Below are 16,585 nucleotides of genomic sequence, written 5' to 3'. Positions count from 1 at the left end.
CGCCGCGTCGTGAGCCGACGGGCAAGGGCGGCGGTAGGCAAGGGCGGGGCGTGCGGTGGGCGGGGCGCGGTGCGGAGCGGGCGCGGTCGTCAGGGACGTCCGCGCCCTCGCGTTCCGCACCGGCGACGGTCCCGTCCCGTTGCCGGTCCAGGACCATCACCGGTCCAGGACCATCACCGGTCCAGGACCATCACCGGTCCAGGACCATCACCGGTCCAGGACCATCACCGGTCCAGGACCGTCGCCGGTTCCGCGCCTTCACCCGCCGATCCCGTCGCCGCGCCGGCCCTCGCCGCCGCGCGGTGGGCGGAGCCTCAGCCGGTGGTCTCCCGCCAGCGGTTGGTGATGGGCAGACGGCGGTCGCGGCCGAAGTTCTTCGGGGTGATCTTCGGGCCGGGCGGATACTGCCGGCGCTTGTACTCGGCCACGTCCACCAGCCGGATCACCCGCGTGACCAGGTCGGGATCGTGGCCGGCCGCGATGAGCTCCTGGGAGCCCATGTCCTTCTCGACGTAGTCGTCGAGCAGCCGGTCCAGCACCTCGTACGGCGGCAGCGAGTCGGTGTCGCGCTGGTCCGGCCGCAGCTCGGCGCTGGGCTCCTTGGTGATCGAGTTCTCCGGGATCGGCCGGTCGACGGCCAGCAGGAAGCCCTCGTCGGAGTGGGCGTTGCGCCACCTGGACAGCTCCCACACCATCGTCTTCGGCACGTCCTTGATCGGGGCGAAGCCGCCGGCCGAGTCGCCGTAGAGGGTGGAGTAGCCGGTGGCCAGCTCGCTCTTGTTGCCGGTCGTGAGCACCAGGTGGCCGTGCTCGTTGGACAGGCCCATGAGGATCATGCCGCGTACCCTGGCCTGGAGGTTCTCGGCGGCCAGGCCGGACAGCTCGATCTCCTTCTCGAACGCGCTGACGATGTCGGCGATCGGCGCCACCCGCGACATGACGCCCTGCCTGCGCACCAGCTCCTCGGCGTCGGCCAGCGAGTGGTCGGAGGAGTAGCGGGAGGGCATGAGCACCACGTTGACCCGCGAGGGCCCGATGGCGTCGGCGGCGATGGTGGCGGTCAGGGCGGAGTCGATGCCGCCCGACAGGCCGAGGATGACCGACTCGAAGCCGTTCTTGGCCACGTAGTCGCGGACCGCGAGCACGAGCGCGGAGTAGACCTCGGCGTGCAGGTCGAGCCGTTCGGCGACGCGGCGGGGCTCGGGCTCGTAGGGCGCGAGGGGCTCGGAGGAGAGGATCAGCCGCTCGACCGTGATGGTGGAGCCGTCGCCCGCGTCGTACGGATAGGCTCCGGGCTCGGCGTCCGCGACCGGCAGGCCGTCGAGGTCGACGACCAGCAGCTCCTCCTTGAACTGGCTGGCCCGCGCCACCGGCTCGCCCCCGGCGTCGACTACGATCGAGTCGCCGTCGAAGACGAGCTCGTCCTGCCCGCCGATCTGGTTGACGTAGGCGAGGGCGCACCCCGCCTCACGGGCCCGCCGCGCGCACAGCTCCAGCCGTACGTCGTCCTTCTCCTTCTCGTACGGCGACGCGTTCGGCGCCACCAGCAGCCCGGCCCCGGCCTGCCCGACGACGGACACGGGACCCCCCTCCTGCCAGAGGTCCTCGCACACCGCGATGGCGACGTCGACCCCGTGCAGCCGGAAGATCGGCAGCCGATCACCCCGCACGAAGTAGCGGTATTCGTCGAACACCCCGTAGTTGGGCAGGTGATGCTTGGCCGTGCGGGTCACCACCTCCCCTCGGTGGAGGAGGGCGGCGGCGTCGAGCGGGGCGCCCTTGGGCTGCCCGACCCTGGGCGCCAGGCCGGCCCGGTCGACGTAGCCGACGACCACGGGCAGGTCGCCCAGGCCCTCCCGCTCCAGGCGGCGGGCCACCTCCTCCAGCGTGTCGATACTGGCGTCCACGAAGGACGTGCGCAGCACGAGGTCCTCGACCGGATAGCCGGTCAGGAACATCTCGGTGAAGACGACGAGGTGAGCTCCACGCTCGGCGGCGTCGCGGGTCCACGCGACCAGCCGGTCCGCGTTGGCGCTCAGGTCGCCTACGGTCGGGTTCGTCTGTGCCAGGGCAATGCGCAGTTGTGCCACGTGAACAGCCTAGTATGCCGCCTTTTTTATCGTCAAAGCGACGAAAAGCGGCTCATTTGGCTCCCGGTGTGACCAGCCCCGACTCGTACGCCGCCATCACGAGCTGCGCCCGGTCGAACAGCCCGAGATGTTCCAGCAGCCCCTTGACCACGAGACCCACCTCCTCCTCGGCCAGCGCGAGCGTCTGCCCGATCTGCCGGTCGGTCAGGCCCCTCGCCACGAGTTTGAGCACGTCGAGCCGGTCGTCGGAGAGCCCGGCCAGCGCCGGGGGAGAGGCCGGGTCGGTGCGCCCGGCGAACGCCGCGATCAGCCGCGTGGTGACCGCGGGGTCGATCAGCGCATCGCCCGCCGCCGCGGCCCTGATCGCGGCCAGGAACTGCTCGGGCGCCGACGTCTTCAGCACGAACCCGCTCACCCCGGCCCGCAGCGCCGCGTACAGGTTCTCGTCGCTGCCGAACGTGGTCATCATCACGACCTTCGGCGGCCGTTCGCCGGCCAGGATCCTGCGGGCCGCGGCCAGGCCGTCGAGGCGCGGCATCTGGATGTCGAGCAGCACCACGTCGGGCCGCTGCTCGCGCGCGGCCGCAATCGCCGCCTCGCCGTCGGCCGCCTCGCCGGCCGGCTCCACGCCCGCCTCGCTCTCCAGCATGGCCCGCAGCCCGGCCCGTACCAGTGCCTGGTCATCGGCCACGAGCACGCGCAGCACGCCGGATTCATGCACGACCGCCGGGGGCTGAGGCTCGTCCAGACGCTGGGCCAGCATGTCGGCCTCCAGGCTCTTGAGCCCGGCCGACAGGTCGAGGCCCAGCTCGTCCCGCCACACCGCGCGCGCCCTGCGCAGCGCCGCCAGCGCGTCGCCCTGGCGGCCCGTCCGGTAGAGCGCCACGGCCAGCAGCCGCCAGGCCTCCTCACGCAGCGGGTACGCCGACGCGTGCGCCTCCAGGTCCGCCACCAGCGGCGTCGCCCGCCCCAGCGCCAGCCCGGCGCCGGCCCGCCGTTCGACGGCGATCAGCCGCAGCTCCTCCAGCCGGCTCGCCTCGGTCGCGGCCCAGCTCAGCTCCCCGAACTCGGCCAGCGCCGGCCCGCGCCACAGCCCCAGCGCGCTCTCCATGGCGGCCCACACCTGCGCGGGCGTGCCGTCGGTCCGCATCAGCGCCTCGAAGTGCCAGGCGTCCACCTCCTCGGTACGGGCGCGCAGGGCGTACCCGGGAGGGGCGGAGACCAGCACCCCGGCCTCCTCGCGGGGCGCGCGGCCGGGTTCGAGGGCGCGGCGCAGCCGTGAGACGTACCCCTGGATGGTGGACAGCGCCTGCGCCGGCGGGCTGCCCGGCCAGAGCTCGTCGATGAGGGTGTTGACGGGGACGGCCCGGCCACCGGCCACGAGCAGGCGCGCGAGCACCGCCCGCTGCCGCTGTCCGCCGAGGTCGAGAGGGGCGCCGTCGGCCCAGGCCTGGAACGGTCCGAGAGCGGTGAAGGTCAGCATGTCAGGCGTAACTGTAGAGGGGACAGCGGGTCCGGGTACATGGCGACATCTCACCATCGGTCCCGCAGCGCATCCGGGGCCGGCCGAGCGCCGCCCCCGGCCCGCCCAGCGCCGGGCGCCGGGCGCCGGGCCGCCGGGCTGGGTCAGCGGCGTCTGATGGCCGGGCCGAGCAGGAGCATGCCGACCGCCGCGGCGAAGCCGACTCCGCCGATCGTGAACCACAGCGCCCGCGGCCCCAGCTCCAGCAGCGGCCCGCCGAGCAGCGGCGCCAGCACCGCCGCCAGTGACCAGGCGAACCCGAACAGCCCCGCGTACCGCCCCCGCAGCTCGGGCGGCGCCAGCCGGGCCACGACGGCGCCGGCGATGCCCGCCGTCATGATCTCGCCCGCCGTCCACACGGCGATCGTCACCGTCAGGCCCAGCGTGGTGGTCACGTACGCGGTCATCGCGAACCCGACGCCCATCACGGCCAGCCCCGTCGCGAGCGTCCTGGCCGGGTCCCTGCGGCCCAGCCACCCCGACGCCAGCGGCTGCACGAGCACGATGAGCACCCCGTTGAGCGCCATGGCCGTGCCGAACTGGCCGGCCGTGAGCTTCACCACCTTGGTCATCGCGACCGGCAGCATGGTCATCGTCTGCGAGTAGACCAGCGCGTTGCCCAGCGCCACCAGCGTGAACCCGACCATGACCCGGTCGCGCAGCACCATCAGGAACCCGCCCGCCGAGTGGCTGCCCTGGGGCCTGGTCTCGGGCACCGCCCGCCACACCAGCACGGCGAAGACCACGCCCGACAGCGCGTCGATCCAGAACAGCCAGATGAACCCGATCCCGGCCAGCCAGCCGCCCGCCGTCATGCCGACCGAGTAGCCGAGGTTGATGCCCCAGAACAGCAGTCCGTACGCCCTGGGCCGCTCCTCGGGCGAGACCAGGTCGGCGACGAGGGCGTTCGAGGCGGGCCGGTAGACGTCGATCACCAGGCCGAGCACGAACATCGAGGCCAGGATCGCCGGCAGCGACGTGCTGTAGCCGAGCGCCAGCATGGCCGCGGAGGTGGCCAGCATGCCGCCGGACAGGGTGGCCCGCCGCCCGATCCGGTCGGTGAGCACGCCCGCGACGAACTGCGACACCAGTGACCCCGCGCCGAACACGCCCATCACCAGGCCCGCCGCGACGACGGACAGGCCGCGGCTCTGGGTCAGGTAGACGCCGGTGAACGGCATGACCATGGTGCCCAGCCGGTTCACCAGGGTTCCGCCCCACAGGGCCCAGAAGGGGCGCGGCAGGCCGCCCAATTGCGCCCGCAGGAAAGGCGGCCGCTCCACTGTTGCTCTAGACACGGGAGCAAGCGTGATATGTCGGCATTTGGAGGGCGAACGATTTAGTGCACACTAAAAGGATGACCGTCACGTGGACCCTCAAGCCGGAGGACGTCGCGCGCATCCGGTTCGCCTTCTCACCGATGTGGGAGCTGGTGGCCAGCCTGCGCACCCTCCAGCAGCCGGCCAGGCAGTCCATCCACCTGCCCTGGCTCAAGGCCGTCCGCGCCAAAGTGGACGGGCTCGACCTGTCGGAGGTGCTCGCGCTCGTGCCGCCGTCCGGCTACCTGGCCGACTTCATCACCCCGCCGCCCGACACGCCGATGCCCGACTTCCCGGCCGAGCTCGATCGGGTCAGGCAGGCGGACCCGGCCCGGGCCGCGGAGGAGGCCGCGAAGGTGCGCGGCACCGACGCCGCCGTGATCGCCCGGTTCACGGCCGACCCGGAGGCGGGCGTGGCCAGGGTCGCCGACGCGCTGCAGACGTACTGGGACGAGTGCTTCGCCGAGTTCTGGCCGCGCGTGTACGCCCTGCTCGAACGCGACGTGCTGCGCCGCTCGCGGCAACTGGCCCAGGGCGGGGCGCGCGAGCTGTTCGCCGGCCTCGACCAGGCCGTGGTGTGGACGGGGGAGCGGCTGGTCATCGAGCGGCCCTGGTGCGAGTCGGGCGAGCTGCACGGCGACGGGCTCGTGCTGGTGCCCAGCGCCTTCTACTGGCCGGCCGTGGCGGTGATGACGGCGCCGTACCAGTCGACGCTCGTCTATCCGGTACGCGGCGTCGGCACGCTGTGGGAGCAGGGCCCGCCGCCCGCGCCGGGCGCGCTGGCCGCGCTGATCGGCAGGAGCAGGGCCCAGATCCTGCTCGCCCTCGCCGAGCCCGCCACCACCTCCGCGCTCGCCGGCCGCATGGCCCTCACGCCCGGCGCGATCAGCCAGCACCTCGGCGTGCTGAGCGGAGGCGGGCTCGCGGTGGGGATGCGGCTCGGCAAGCAGGTCGTCTACCGCCGCACCCCCACCGGTGACGCGCTCGCCGGCCAGGCGTGACGCCTCGGCTCCAGGGCTCGCCGGTCAGGCGTACCGCTTCGACTCCAGCAGCCAGTCGAGGTGGGCGCGCGGCGCCGCCAGGTAGGCGCAGGCCACCTTGCTGACGTCTCTGGCCGCCTTCGGCTCCAGGTCGTCCAGCGGCAGCCGCCTGGCCGCCTCGCTCATGTCCTGGCAGCGCGCCGCGATGCGATCGAGCACCCACGCCGTCGCCGCCCGCTCACCCAGCCCGAGCTGGCGCATCGCCAGCACGACGAAGTTGTGCACGTCGCCGTGCTCCTTCGGCCGCGAGGCCACGTCGTTGCACCACGCGGTGACGTCGCTGCAGGCGTCCACCAGCCGCTGCCACGGCTCCGACTCGTGCAGCCAGCCCGGCACCTCCACCCGCAGGCACGGCTCCACCAGGTCGTACAGGTAGGGGCCCACCGTGCCCCTGCGCAGCGCCGGGTACTCCTCCAGCGTCGGCATCCGCCCGGCCGCCCGGTTCTCCGCCTCCGTACGGCAGGCGTCGTACTGGCGCTGCAGCCCCACCGCGAACCTGGCCCGCCACCGGTCGCTCATCCGCGCGCTCGTCACCCGCCACAGGTCGGCGAACGCCGCCTCCAGCGGATGGCGCGAGGCGCCCTTGAGCATGCCGTGGAAGACCTCCAGCGGGCCCGACCGCTCGTCCAGCTCGTCGTCCAGGTGGAACAGCCAGGTCAGCCACTGCGCGAACAGCGCCGCCGCGGCCGCGTCGAACTCGGCGAACGCCCGGCCCGCCATGCGGTGGTAGCCCACGTCGGGGTCGGCGCGCAGGCCGGTCCGCCGGGCCCAGTCGATCACCGCGGCCTCGATGGCGTACACGGCCGGATGCATCCGGCACGGCGCCGCCATGGCGGGCACCCGCTCGGTCAGCGGCAGCAGCGCCTGGGCGGCCGGGCCACCCCTGCGCGGCAGCGGCAGCATGGACGCCAGGGCGGAGCGCAGGGCGGTGCGCACGGTGGCCAGCACGGTGGTGGTCATCGTGCCCGTCGTGCCGCCGCCCGTGCCGCCCGTGCCGCCCGTCCCGTTTGTGCCGCCCGTGCTGCCGGTGTTGCCCGTGGTGGTGCTCGTCGTGGAGGTCATCGTCGTGCTCACAGCCGCCTTCACCGGACTCTCCGCCGGACTCGTCCCCGGGCTCTCGCCCTGGCTCTTGGCCGGGTCCTGTTCCCGGTCCTGCTCCCGGCTCTGCTCCGGGCTCTGCGCTCGGCTTTTCACGGGGTGCTTCACAGGGGCCCGTAGAGCCAGTTGCCCGCGGCGTTGGGGTCGTCGCTGCGGTAGTAGTCGGCGGCGGCCAGGACCAGCTCGTCCACGGTGAGCGCGCCCCTGCCCGCCCGGTCGAGCCGGTCGAACGCCTCGTCCACGTCGTCGTAGGCGACGCCGAACGCGCACAGCATCGTCCGGAACTCGGCCGGCCCGATCCGCCCGTCGCCGTCGGCGTCGCACAACTCCGCCACCGCCAGCGTGGCCGGCTTGAACACCGGGTCGTAGCGGTCGCCCGTGACGAACGCCGCCGTCATCCCCCGCAGGAAGTCCGGGCGCGTGATGCCGGAGTCGCCGTCGCGCTCCAGCGCCTCCGACAGGGTGGCCCAGATGCCGTCGAAGCTGTCCACGAGGCTCGCCCCGGTGACCGAAGTGGGGGACTCCCCGAAGCCCACCAGGATGCGCGCGCCCAGCCCCAGCAGATCCTCACGCTCGACGACGCCGTTTCCGGTCGCGTCGATGTGGTCGAACGCCCGATCGAGCTTGTGATTGAGCAGGTCGATAGCCACCAATGCCTCCCCCGAGACTGACTGCGTGATCACAGTAAGTCGGGGCGGGGGGCTTTGTCAGCGAGGCTCGCACCGGCGCCCCCCGTAACGTGTGCGAAACACGGGCACGGCATGCTGGTATATAGCCTGTACTGTCAGTTCAAACGAGGGGATGCTGTGGACCGCCAGCAGGAGTTCGTGCTCCGCACGCTCGAGGAACGCGACATCCGGTTCATCCGGCTGTGGTTCACTGACGTGCTCGGCTTCCTCAAGTCCGTGGCCATCGCGCCGGCCGAGCTCGAGGGGGCCTTCGCCGAGGGGATCGGGTTCGACGGCTCCGCGATCGAGGGGTTCGCCCGCGTCTACGAGTCCGACATGCTGGCCAAGCCCGATCCGGCCACGTTCCAGATCCTGCCCTGGCGCAGTGAGACGCCGGGCGCCGCGCGCATCTTCTGCGACATCCTCATGCCCGACGGCTCGCCGTCGCACGCCGACCCGCGCTGGGTGCTCAAGCGCACGCTCGCCAAGTGCGCCGACATGGGCTTCACCTTCTACACCCACCCCGAGATCGAGTTCTTCCTGCTGAAGAACCGGCCGGAGCCCGGCCAGCGGCCCGAGCCGATCGACTCCGGCGGCTACTTCGACCACACGCCCCACAGCTCCGGCCACGACTTCCGCCGCCAGGCGATCATGATGCTGGAGTCGATGGGCATCTCCGTCGAGTTCAGCCACCATGAGGGCGCGCCCGGCCAGCAGGAGATCGACCTGCGTTACGCCGACGCGCTCACCACGGCCGACAACATCATGACCTTCCGCCTGGTCATGAAGGAGGTCGCGCTGGAGCAGGGCATCTGGGCCTCGTTCATGCCGAAGCCCTTCACCGAGCACCCCGGCTCCGGCATGCACACGCACATGTCGCTGTTCGAGGGCGACCGCAACGCCTTCTACGAGGCCGGCTCCGACTACCGGCTGTCCAAGATCGGGCGCTCCTTCATCGCCGGGCTGCTGCGGCACGCCGCCGAGATCACGGCCATCACCAACCAGTGGGTCAACTCCTACAAGCGGCTCTGGGGCGGCGCCGAGGCCATCGCGGGCCAGGGCGGCGAGGCCCCCTCCTACGTGTGCTGGGGCCACAACAACCGCTCCGCGCTGGTCAGGGTGCCGATGTACAAGCCGCACAAGGGCGGCTCGACCCGCATCGAGTTCCGTTCCCTCGACTCGGCCTGCAACCCCTACCTGGCCTTCGCGCTGATCCTGGCGGCCGGGCTCAAGGGCATCGAGGAGAGCTACGAGCTGCCCGCCGCCGCCGAGGACAACGTCTGGACGCTGACCAGCGCCGAACGCCGGGCCCTCGGCATCCAGCCGCTGCCCGGCTCGCTCAACGACGCGATCGAGGTCATGGAGCGCAGCGAACTGGTGGCCGAGACGCTGGGCGAGCACGTCTTCGACTTCTTCCTGCGCAACAAGCGGTCCGAGTGGCGCGAATACCGCCGCCACGTGACCGAGTTCGAGCTGGGCCGCTACCTGCCGGTGCTCTGAGGCCGGTGCTCCGAGGCCCTGTGCTGCGAGGTACGGGGCTCAGGGGCCCGGGTCTCCGAGGTACGGGTCTCCGGGGTACGAGGCCGGGCGGGCTCGGCGGGGGCCGGCTCGAAGACGATGGCCCGCAGCAGGGCGGCCTGCGTCCGGTCGACGACGCGGACGCCCGCCGCGGGCGCGGGGTCGCCGCCTCTGACCCGCGTCATCAGCAGGTCCCAGCTGCGCTGATGGCGCGCGAACGTGCGCGGCGCCACCACCCGGCCGCGCTCCCGCTGGCCCGCGAGCGCCGCCTCCGGCGGCGCGTCCAGCAGCAGCAGGTGGAAGTCCGCGCCGTGCCTGCGCGCCAGCCAGGCGAAGCCCCGCAGCACGTACGCCCCGCAGCCCCGGTTGTGCGCGACGACCGAGTGACCCGCGAGCAGGGCCCGCCTGATGCGCCCGACGTGGGTGACGAACACCACGGCGCGGCGCAGCGGGTTGGGAGCCCAGGCGAGCCGGCCGTGCCAGTGCCGCTTCGACTGCGTGGAGTCGATCACCGCGACCGTGCCGGCCATGAGGGGGACGCTCTCGGCGCCGTGCAGCCCGTACAGGCGGCGCAGCAGCGTCGTCTTCCCCGCGCCCGGCAACCCGGTCAGGATGACCAGGGATCCGGGCGGGAACCGCAACCTCGCCCCCGGCACAGACTCACCCCCGCAACTCGCCGTCTCGTCCGCCACGCCGCGTCAGCATAGGGCGTGTGCGGTTCCAGCCTCCCCGAGGAGGGCCGGGAACGCGCGCGGAAGCGGATATTCGACCGTTCCGTTCCGGTCACGGACCCTCCGGCCCACCGCCGTGGCGATCGGGGCGGGGGAATCGGGGGATTGGTCGCGAGACGTGGGAAACCCCGTTAAGGTTACTGCCAACGCCTTGATCGGCCTCACTCCCCGAGCGGTTCGGAGTGAGGCCGATTTTCGTTGCTTCTGACCCCCGAGTCACATCCCAGCGATGTGCGACGCCTAGCGTCTGGATGCCCGGGTGGGGGAAGTTCCGAGCACCTTCGAGGCGTTATGGAGCTGTACGGAGCGACCGCCGGACCCCCCACGCCTCTGGTAACCGGGCGTCCAGTAAAATCGGTCTGCTCTTTATGATATTTCCGGACTTTTCGCCGTGTGTGGCGATATAGGAGGGTGTGGCATGACGACGGCTGCCCTGCAGACCGTGTTGACCGTTCCCGAGCGCTACCGTGGTCCCGTGGGTCTCGCCAACGGCGGATGGATCGCGGGAACCATGGCCGAGGCGCTGAACGGTGGTCGATCAGCCGTCGAGGTCACGCTGCACGCCCCCACGCCGCTGGAGACCGAGCTGCGGCTGGAACACGTGGCCAACACCGTGTCCCTGACCCACGGCGACAAGCTGCTGGTCGAGGCGATCCCGGTGGCCGAGGACCTGGAGGGTCCCGCGTTCGTGCCGTTCAACGACGCGGCCCGCGCCGAGGCCGGGTTCGCCGGGCTGAAGGCGCACCCGTTCGCCGAGTGCTTCGCCTGCGGCCTGCGCGAGCCGGGCGACGGCCTGCGCATCTTCCCGGGCCCCGTCGAGGGCACCGACCTGGTCGCGGCCGGATGGCGGGTGCCGCACACGGTGACGGGCGAGGACGGCGTGCCCGCCTCGATCGTCGGCGCGGTGCTCGACTGCATCTCCGGCTGGGCCCACTTCGGCCCGGGCGAGAGCGCACTGCTCGGCCGGCTGGCCGTGCAGATCCACCGCCCGGTCCTGCCCGGCGGACGCTATTCGGTGGTCGCCCGCCCGACCGGCCGCGACGGCCGCAAGATGTTCGCCCAGAGCGCCATCTACGAGGCTGACGGCACCCTGGTCGCCGCCGCGCGCGCCACCTGGATCGCTCCACGCTAGACCGGAGTCACGAAGGCCCCCGACCGTCAGGGCGGGGGCCTTCGTCATTCCTCGGCGGCGAGTCCCGCACGGGGTCACTCCGCGGCGGTGAGGTGGTTCACGACGGTCGTGACGCAGCGTTCGTCGAACAGGATCGTGTAGTGGTTGCAGTCCGGCACCAGCTCGTCCCGCAGCCCCGGCAACCGGGCGGCCCAGGGCAGGGCCAGGTCGTCGGGCAGCAGGCCGGTGTCCTGGTTCAGCAGCCCGCGCGGGGCCCGCAGCAGGCGCAGCGGCGAGGTGATCGCCTCCAGCGCGGCGGTGATCCGGTCCGGCTCCAGGCGCAGCCAGCGCCCGTCCTCCAGCACCGCCTCCCCGGCCGCGCGCGAGCGCAGCGCTCCGTCCGGCCCGGTCAGGTCGTAGCGCACGTACGCCTCCACGTCGGCGTTCCAGTTCCCGGCGAAGGCCGGATGCGCCTTGAAGAAGTCCACGTACGCCTCCGCCGACGGGTACGTGCGCCGCAGCCGCTCCAGCGCCGGGCCCAGCGTGGCCTCCGTGGCCGTGTCGGCGTCCATCCCCTCGGGCAGCGGTGGCAGCGGCAGGCCGCCGTCCACCAGCACGATCCGGGCGAAGTCGCGTCGCGCGCCGGCCAGCGCCGCCACGTACGCGCCCATCGAGTGCCCCGTCAGAACCGCGTCCCGGCCCGCCTTGACGTGCTCGGCCACCCGCAGCACGTCCTCGGCGTGCCGGTCGAGCCCGTACGGGCCGGGCAGGGAGGCGCTGTGGCCGCGCCCGCGCAGGTCCATCGCGACCAGCGACCAGCCGTCGGGCAGCCGCCGGCCGACCGCGCCCCAGGCCATCAGCGAGGCGGTGATCCCGTGCACGGCGATGATCTTGCGTGGCCCGCTGCCGAAGGTGGCGATCCGCAGGCCGCCGGCCTCATCGAATTCGACGCTCATGGTCGGAGCTTAGGTGCAGCTCAGCTGGGACGAATAGCCGGATAATGGGTGATATGCGGATCACCGTCATCGAACACGAGGCCGAGGCCGGTCTTGGGTACCTGGCCGGCTGGCTGGGACTGGCCTGCGAGGTCGTGCGGCCGTACCTGGGGGAGGAGGTGCCCGGCCGGGCGGCGGACGGGCTGATCGTACTCGGGGGCGCCGCCGCGGCCTGGGAGGACGAGCGCAGCCCCTGGCAGCCGGCCACCCGCGACCTGCTGCGCCGGGCCGTGGACGACGCCACGCCCACGCTGGCCGTCTGCCTGGGCGCGCAACTGCTCACCATGGCCTGCGGCGGCACGGTGGAGCGCGGGGCGCACGGCGTGGAGGTGGGCCTGCGCGAGGTCGCCGCCCTGCCCGCCGCCGCCTCCGACCGGCTGCTGTCCGGTGTCGGCCGGGCCGTGGCGATCCAGTACCACCAGGACGCCATCACCCGGCTGCCCGAAGGCGCGGTGCCGCTGATGACCGGCGATCCGTACCCGAACCAGGCCTACCGGCTGGGCGCGGCGGCCTGGGCGGTGCAGTTCCACCCGGAGGCCACGCCCGAGATCTTCGCCTCGTGGACGGCCGATCCGCCCCTGGAGGCGGCCGAGAAGCTGAACGCCGAGGTCGAGGCCGCCGAGAGCGCGCTGGTGTCGACCTGGCGACCGGTGGCACAGGCCTTCGCCGACGTCGTCAGAACCACCGCCCGCACCTGAGCTCGCGCGGAAGCCGCCCCTGCCCTCACTGGCGTCCGGTCCGGCGTCCGCGCCAGGCTGCGACCCCGCGGCCCCGCTCGCGCCCGTCCTTCTGGCGGCGGTTGACGAGGGTGTGGGCCAGGGCGTGCACGCCGGCCAGGACCAGCGGGAGCGCCAGCACGCCGCCGTAACCGGGCCGCACCGGGACCCCGGACGCCCGCAGCCGCCGCCACGCCCACACCGAGTACGGGAGCACGACGAGGGGCGCGGTCGCCACCCCGGGCGTGTAGCCGCGGAACAGCGCCGCCTGGGCCAGGTGCCCCACCCCGTGCGCCCCGAAGCCGGCCAGCGCCGCCTGGAACACGGCGCTGCGCCCGCCCGTGCGCGCCCCCAGCGCCGCCGCCCCCGCCACCACCCCGCCCATCAGCCCGATGGCCACGGTCACGTGCCGCTGCGAGACCTCCAGCCGCTCCCACGGCACGCCGGGGAGACGTGCCTCCAGGCGGGGCCGGGCCGCGCGGGCCCAGCGCGCCATCGTCGCCAGCTCCTCGGCGTCGTGCACGGCCCACGCGCCCAGCAGCCCCCACGCGACCGCCGCCGGCACCCGTCCGCCCGTTTTCCGCTCCTTCATCGGATTCCTCTCGCCCTTCGCAAAACGCAACGCAACGTTGCGTTCTCATGCTACGGCCGGGCGGGCGAGAGCTGTCAAGATGGAGGGGTGCCCAGGATCGAATCCACCGCCGCGCGGCTCGCCAAGCTCGGCTTCGCCGACGGCGCCAGGGCCGCCCAGCTCGTCCGCCAGTCCCCGGTCGATCTCGACGACGTCCTCGACCAGCTCGTCAACGTCGCCGATCCCGATCTGGCGCTGGCCTCCCTGACCCGGCTCGCCGAGCGCGATCCCGCCGTGCTCGACACCCTGCGCGCCGACGACGGGCTCAGGCGCAGGCTCCTCGCCGTGCTCGGCGTCAGCGCCGCGCTCGGCGAGCATCTCGTACGCCACCCCGCCCAGGTCGCGCTCCTGGCCGAGCCGCGACTCGGCGCCCCCGGCCCCGAGCTGCTCCGCGCCGTCGGCGCCGTACCGGATGGACCCGCGCGGAAAGCAGGCGCACCGGATGGAGACGCGCGAGAAGCGGGCGCTCCGGCGGAAGACGCACCAGTGGTGGGCGAGCAGGAGAAAGGCGCATCAGGAGGCGAGCCGTGGGCTACGACGCTTCCGGCGTCCGAGGCGCTGGTGGCGTTGCGGGTGGCCTACCGGGGCAGGCTGGCCCACCTGGCCGCCCGCGACCTCACCGGCCAGGCGACGCTGGCCGAGGTCACCTCCGAGCTGTCCGACCTGGCCGGCGCCGCCCTGGAGGCCGCCCTGGCCATCGCGCGGGCCGAGGTCGGGAGCGACGACGTCCGCCTCGCGGTCGTGGGCATGGGCAAGTGCGGCGCCAGGGAGCTCAACTACATCAGCGACGTCGACGTGATCTTCGTGGCCGAGCCGAAGGAGGGCGCCGACGAGGCCAAGGCGCTGCGGGCCGCCACCCGCCTGGCCCAGGCGATGATGCGGGCCTGCACCGCGACCACCCCCGAGGGCTCACTGTGGGAGGTGGACGCCGGGCTGCGCCCCGAGGGCCGCTCGGGGCCGCTGGTGCGCACGCTGGCCAGCCATCTCGCCTACTACCGGCGCTGGGCCAAGACCTGGGAGTTCCAGGCGCTGCTCAAGGCCCGGCCGGTGGCGGGCGACCTGGAGCTGGGTGAGGCGTACGTCGAGGCGGTCAACGAGATGGTGTGGGCGGCGGCCACCCGCGAGCACTTCGTCGAGGATGTGCAGGCGATGCGCCGCCGGGTCGAGGCCCACGTGCGCGCCGAGGGCGAACGCCAGCTCAAGCTGGGCCCGGGCGGGCTGCGCGACATCGAGTTCGCGGTGCAGCTGCTGCAGCTCGTGCACGGCAGGCTCGATCCGCTGCTGCGCCGCAGGGCCACGCTGCCCGCGCTGGCCGCGTTGTCGCGGGGCGGCTACGTGGGGCGCGAGGACTCCAAGGGGCTGGCGGAGGCGTACACGTTCCTGCGCCAGGTCGAGCACCTGCTCCAGCTGCACCGGCTGCGGCGCACCCACGTCGTGCCCACCGACGAGGACGACCTGCGCCGGCTCGGCCGGGCGCTCGGCATGCAGGCCGACCCGGTGGGGGAGTTCACGGCCCGGTGGCGGCGGCACGCGATGGAGGCGCGGCGGCTGCACGAGAAGCTGTTCTACCGGCCGCTGCTGCAGGCCGTGGCACGGCTGCCGGAGTCGGAGGCGAGGCTGTCCACCACGGCGGCGGCGGCCCGGCTGGAGGCGCTCGGCTACGTCGATCCCACGGGCGCGCTGCGCCACATCGCCGGCCTCGCCTCGGGCGTCTCCCGGCGGGCCTCGATCCAGCGCACGCTGCTGCCCGTCATGCTCGGCTGGTTCGCCGACACGCCCGACCCGGACGCCGCGCTGCTGGGGTTCCGGCAGGTCAGCGACAAGCTCGGCACCACGCCGTGGTATCTGCGGCTGCTGCGCGACGAGACGGCCGTGGCCGCCAGGATGGCCCGCGTGCTCGGCACCAGCCGCTACGCCACCGGCCTGCTCATGCACGCGCCCGACGCGGTCGCGATCCTCGGCTCGGACGCCGACCTCGCCGTACGCACCCCGGAATCGCTGCTCGGCGAGGCGTCGGCCGCGGTCACCAGGCACGAGGGCGCGCCGGAGACCGCCGTCGCCGCGGTGCGGGCGCTGCGGCGCAGGGAGCTGTTCCGCACGGCGGTGGCCGACATCTCCGGACTCATCGACATCGAGGCCGTCGGCTGCGCGCTCTCGCAGATCGCCGACGTGACCCTCCAGGCCGCGCTGGACGCCGCCCTGGGAGGCGCGCTCGGCCGGGCGGCCGGCGTCACCTCGTTCGCGATCGTCGCCATGGGCCGGCTCGGCGGCATGGAGTGCTCCTACGCCAGCGACGCCGACGTCATGTTCGTGCACTCGCCGCTGCCCGGCGTGGACGAGCGCGAGGCCACCGACGCCGCCTTCGCCGTGGCGAACGAGGTACGCCGGCTGCTGTCGCTGCCTGCCCCCGACCCGCCCCTGATCATCGACCCCGACCTGCGGCCGGAGGGCCGGCAGGGGCCGCTGGTGCGCACGCTGGCCTCCTACCGCGCCTACTACGCCCGCTGGTCGGCGCCGTGGGAGGCGCAGGCGCTGCTGCGGGCCAGGTTCTCGGCCGGTGACGCCCGGCTGGGGGCGGAGTTCACCTCCATGATCGACGAGCTGCGTTACCCGCGGCACGGGCTGCCCGGCGACGCCGTCAGGGAGATCAGGCGGCTCAAGGCCCGGATGGAGGCCGAGCGCCTGCCGCGCGGCGCCGACCCCGCGCTGCACACCAAGCTCGGCCCCGGCGGGCTGTCCGACGTGGAATGGGTGGCTCAGCTGCTGCAGCTGCGCCACGCCGGCGCGCGGTCGTCCCTGCGCACCCCCCGCACGCTGGAGGCGCTGCGCGCGGCCGTGACCGAGGAACTGCTCGATCCGGCCGACGAGAGCGTGCTGGCCGAGGCCTGGACCTTCGCCTCCCGCGTACGTGACGCGATCATGCTGGTCAAGGGGCGGCCCGGCGACAGCGTGCCGGCCGACTCGGGGGAGCGCAGGCGCATCGCCCAGACGCTCGGCTATCCGCCCGACGGCTCCGAGGACTTCCTCGACGACTACCGGCGAGTGACCCGGCGGGCCAGGAAGGTCGTGGACAGGGTGTTCTACGGCGCCTGAACATTGCGGCGCCACGCCGCGTGGGTGTATGAATGCGCGGTGTTATCCGTATA

Annotated in this window: 13 protein-coding genes; 5 read left to right on the top strand and 8 right to left on the bottom strand. The window is 73.3% G+C overall.

Annotated features, from left to right (window positions below):
* Positions 1 to 314 precede the first annotated feature (314 nt).
* From OIE67_RS29360 to OIE67_RS29350, 3 genes are all read right to left on the bottom strand, one after another.
* Complete coding sequence (locus OIE67_RS29360; RefSeq protein ID WP_326626472.1) at positions 315 to 2,090, bottom strand: NAD+ synthase; 1,776 nt, start codon at positions 2,088 to 2,090, stop codon at positions 315 to 317.
* Between the two features lie 52 nt (positions 2,091 to 2,142).
* A complete protein-coding gene (locus tag OIE67_RS29355; protein WP_326626469.1) occupies positions 2,143 to 3,573 on the bottom strand; it encodes a BTAD domain-containing putative transcriptional regulator in 1,431 nt (476 codons plus the stop codon).
* Between the two features lie 143 nt (positions 3,574 to 3,716).
* On the bottom strand, positions 3,717 to 4,910 hold the full coding sequence (locus tag OIE67_RS29350; RefSeq protein ID WP_326626467.1) for an MDR family MFS transporter: 1,194 nt from the start codon (positions 4,908 to 4,910) through the stop codon (positions 3,717 to 3,719).
* Positions 4,911 to 4,969: 59 nt separating this feature from the next.
* Here OIE67_RS29350 and OIE67_RS29345 point away from each other — a divergent pair, with 59 nt between their 5' ends.
* Positions 4,970 to 5,932: a DUF5937 family protein gene (locus tag OIE67_RS29345; RefSeq protein WP_326626465.1), complete on the top strand. Its 963-nt coding sequence runs from the start codon at positions 4,970 to 4,972 to the stop codon at positions 5,930 to 5,932.
* 24 nt (positions 5,933 to 5,956) lie between these two features.
* Here OIE67_RS29345 and OIE67_RS29340 read toward each other — a convergent pair whose 3' ends face one another.
* Entirely contained in the window at positions 5,957 to 7,165 is a 1,209-nt protein-coding gene (locus tag OIE67_RS29340; protein WP_326626463.1) for a terpene synthase family protein, read from the bottom strand.
* A gap of 8 nt (positions 7,166 to 7,173) precedes the next feature.
* Positions 7,174 to 7,719: an EF-hand domain-containing protein gene (locus tag OIE67_RS29335; protein ID WP_106242556.1), complete on the bottom strand. Its 546-nt coding sequence runs from the start codon at positions 7,717 to 7,719 to the stop codon at positions 7,174 to 7,176.
* Between the two features lie 156 nt (positions 7,720 to 7,875).
* Here OIE67_RS29335 and OIE67_RS29330 point away from each other — a divergent pair, with 156 nt between their 5' ends.
* On the top strand, positions 7,876 to 9,237 hold the full coding sequence (locus OIE67_RS29330) for a glutamine synthetase family protein (protein ID WP_326626459.1): 1,362 nt from the start codon (positions 7,876 to 7,878) through the stop codon (positions 9,235 to 9,237).
* Here the strand turns inward: OIE67_RS29330 and OIE67_RS29325 are convergent.
* Positions 9,219 to 9,947, bottom strand: a complete 729-nt coding sequence (locus OIE67_RS29325; protein WP_326626457.1) for an AAA family ATPase — start codon at positions 9,945 to 9,947, stop codon at positions 9,219 to 9,221. The genes OIE67_RS29330 and OIE67_RS29325 overlap by 19 nt on opposite strands.
* Before the next feature lie 457 nt (positions 9,948 to 10,404).
* Between OIE67_RS29325 and OIE67_RS29320 the strand changes: the two genes are divergently transcribed.
* Complete coding sequence (locus tag OIE67_RS29320) at positions 10,405 to 11,118, top strand: PaaI family thioesterase (protein WP_326626455.1); 714 nt, start codon at positions 10,405 to 10,407, stop codon at positions 11,116 to 11,118.
* A 74-nt stretch (positions 11,119 to 11,192) separates the two neighbouring features.
* On the opposite strand, the gene OIE67_RS29315 is transcribed toward OIE67_RS29320, so the two are convergent.
* Complete coding sequence (locus OIE67_RS29315) at positions 11,193 to 12,053, bottom strand: alpha/beta fold hydrolase (RefSeq protein ID WP_326626453.1); 861 nt, start codon at positions 12,051 to 12,053, stop codon at positions 11,193 to 11,195.
* Positions 12,054 to 12,106: 53 nt separating this feature from the next.
* On the opposite strand from OIE67_RS29315, the gene OIE67_RS29310 reads away from it, so the two are divergent.
* Entirely contained in the window at positions 12,107 to 12,790 is a 684-nt protein-coding gene (locus tag OIE67_RS29310) for a type 1 glutamine amidotransferase (protein WP_326626451.1), read from the top strand.
* A gap of 25 nt (positions 12,791 to 12,815) precedes the next feature.
* Here the strand turns inward: OIE67_RS29310 and OIE67_RS29305 are convergent, their stop codons facing one another.
* Positions 12,816 to 13,400 (bottom strand): HXXEE domain-containing protein, encoded by a 585-nt coding sequence (locus tag OIE67_RS29305; protein ID WP_326626449.1) that lies wholly within the window; start codon positions 13,398 to 13,400, stop codon positions 12,816 to 12,818.
* An 87-nt stretch (positions 13,401 to 13,487) separates the two neighbouring features.
* On the opposite strand from OIE67_RS29305, the gene OIE67_RS29300 reads away from it, so the two are divergent.
* Positions 13,488 to 16,532, top strand: coding sequence for a bifunctional [glutamine synthetase] adenylyltransferase/[glutamine synthetase]-adenylyl-L-tyrosine phosphorylase (locus OIE67_RS29300; RefSeq protein ID WP_326626447.1), 3,045 nt, complete (start codon positions 13,488 to 13,490; stop codon positions 16,530 to 16,532).
* Positions 16,533 to 16,585 lie beyond the last annotated feature (53 nt).

Origin of the sequence: Nonomuraea fuscirosea, assembly GCF_035917475.1 — a bacterium.
Taxonomy (GTDB): domain Bacteria; phylum Actinomycetota; class Actinomycetes; order Streptosporangiales; family Streptosporangiaceae; genus Nonomuraea; species Nonomuraea fuscirosea.
Note: the sequence above shows the minus strand (reverse complement) of the source record. Positions and strands in the feature narration are given on the sequence as shown.

What these genes read in the sequence shown, in the direction of transcription:
- OIE67_RS29355 (WP_326626469.1), bottom strand. Translation starts at nt 3,573, where the DNA reads ATGCTGACCTTCACCGCTCTCGGACCGTTCCAGGCCTGGGCCGACGGC.
- OIE67_RS29345 (WP_326626465.1), top strand. Translation starts at nt 4,970, where the DNA reads ATGACCGTCACGTGGACCCTCAAGCCGGAGGACGTCGCGCGCATCCGG.
- OIE67_RS29320 (WP_326626455.1), top strand. Translation starts at nt 10,405, where the DNA reads ATGACGACGGCTGCCCTGCAGACCGTGTTGACCGTTCCCGAGCGCTAC.
- OIE67_RS29315 (WP_326626453.1), bottom strand. Translation starts at nt 12,053, where the DNA reads ATGAGCGTCGAATTCGATGAGGCCGGCGGCCTGCGGATCGCCACCTTC.
- OIE67_RS29310 (WP_326626451.1), top strand. Translation starts at nt 12,107, where the DNA reads ATGCGGATCACCGTCATCGAACACGAGGCCGAGGCCGGTCTTGGGTAC.
- OIE67_RS29305 (WP_326626449.1), bottom strand. Translation starts at nt 13,400, where the DNA reads ATGAAGGAGCGGAAAACGGGCGGACGGGTGCCGGCGGCGGTCGCGTGG.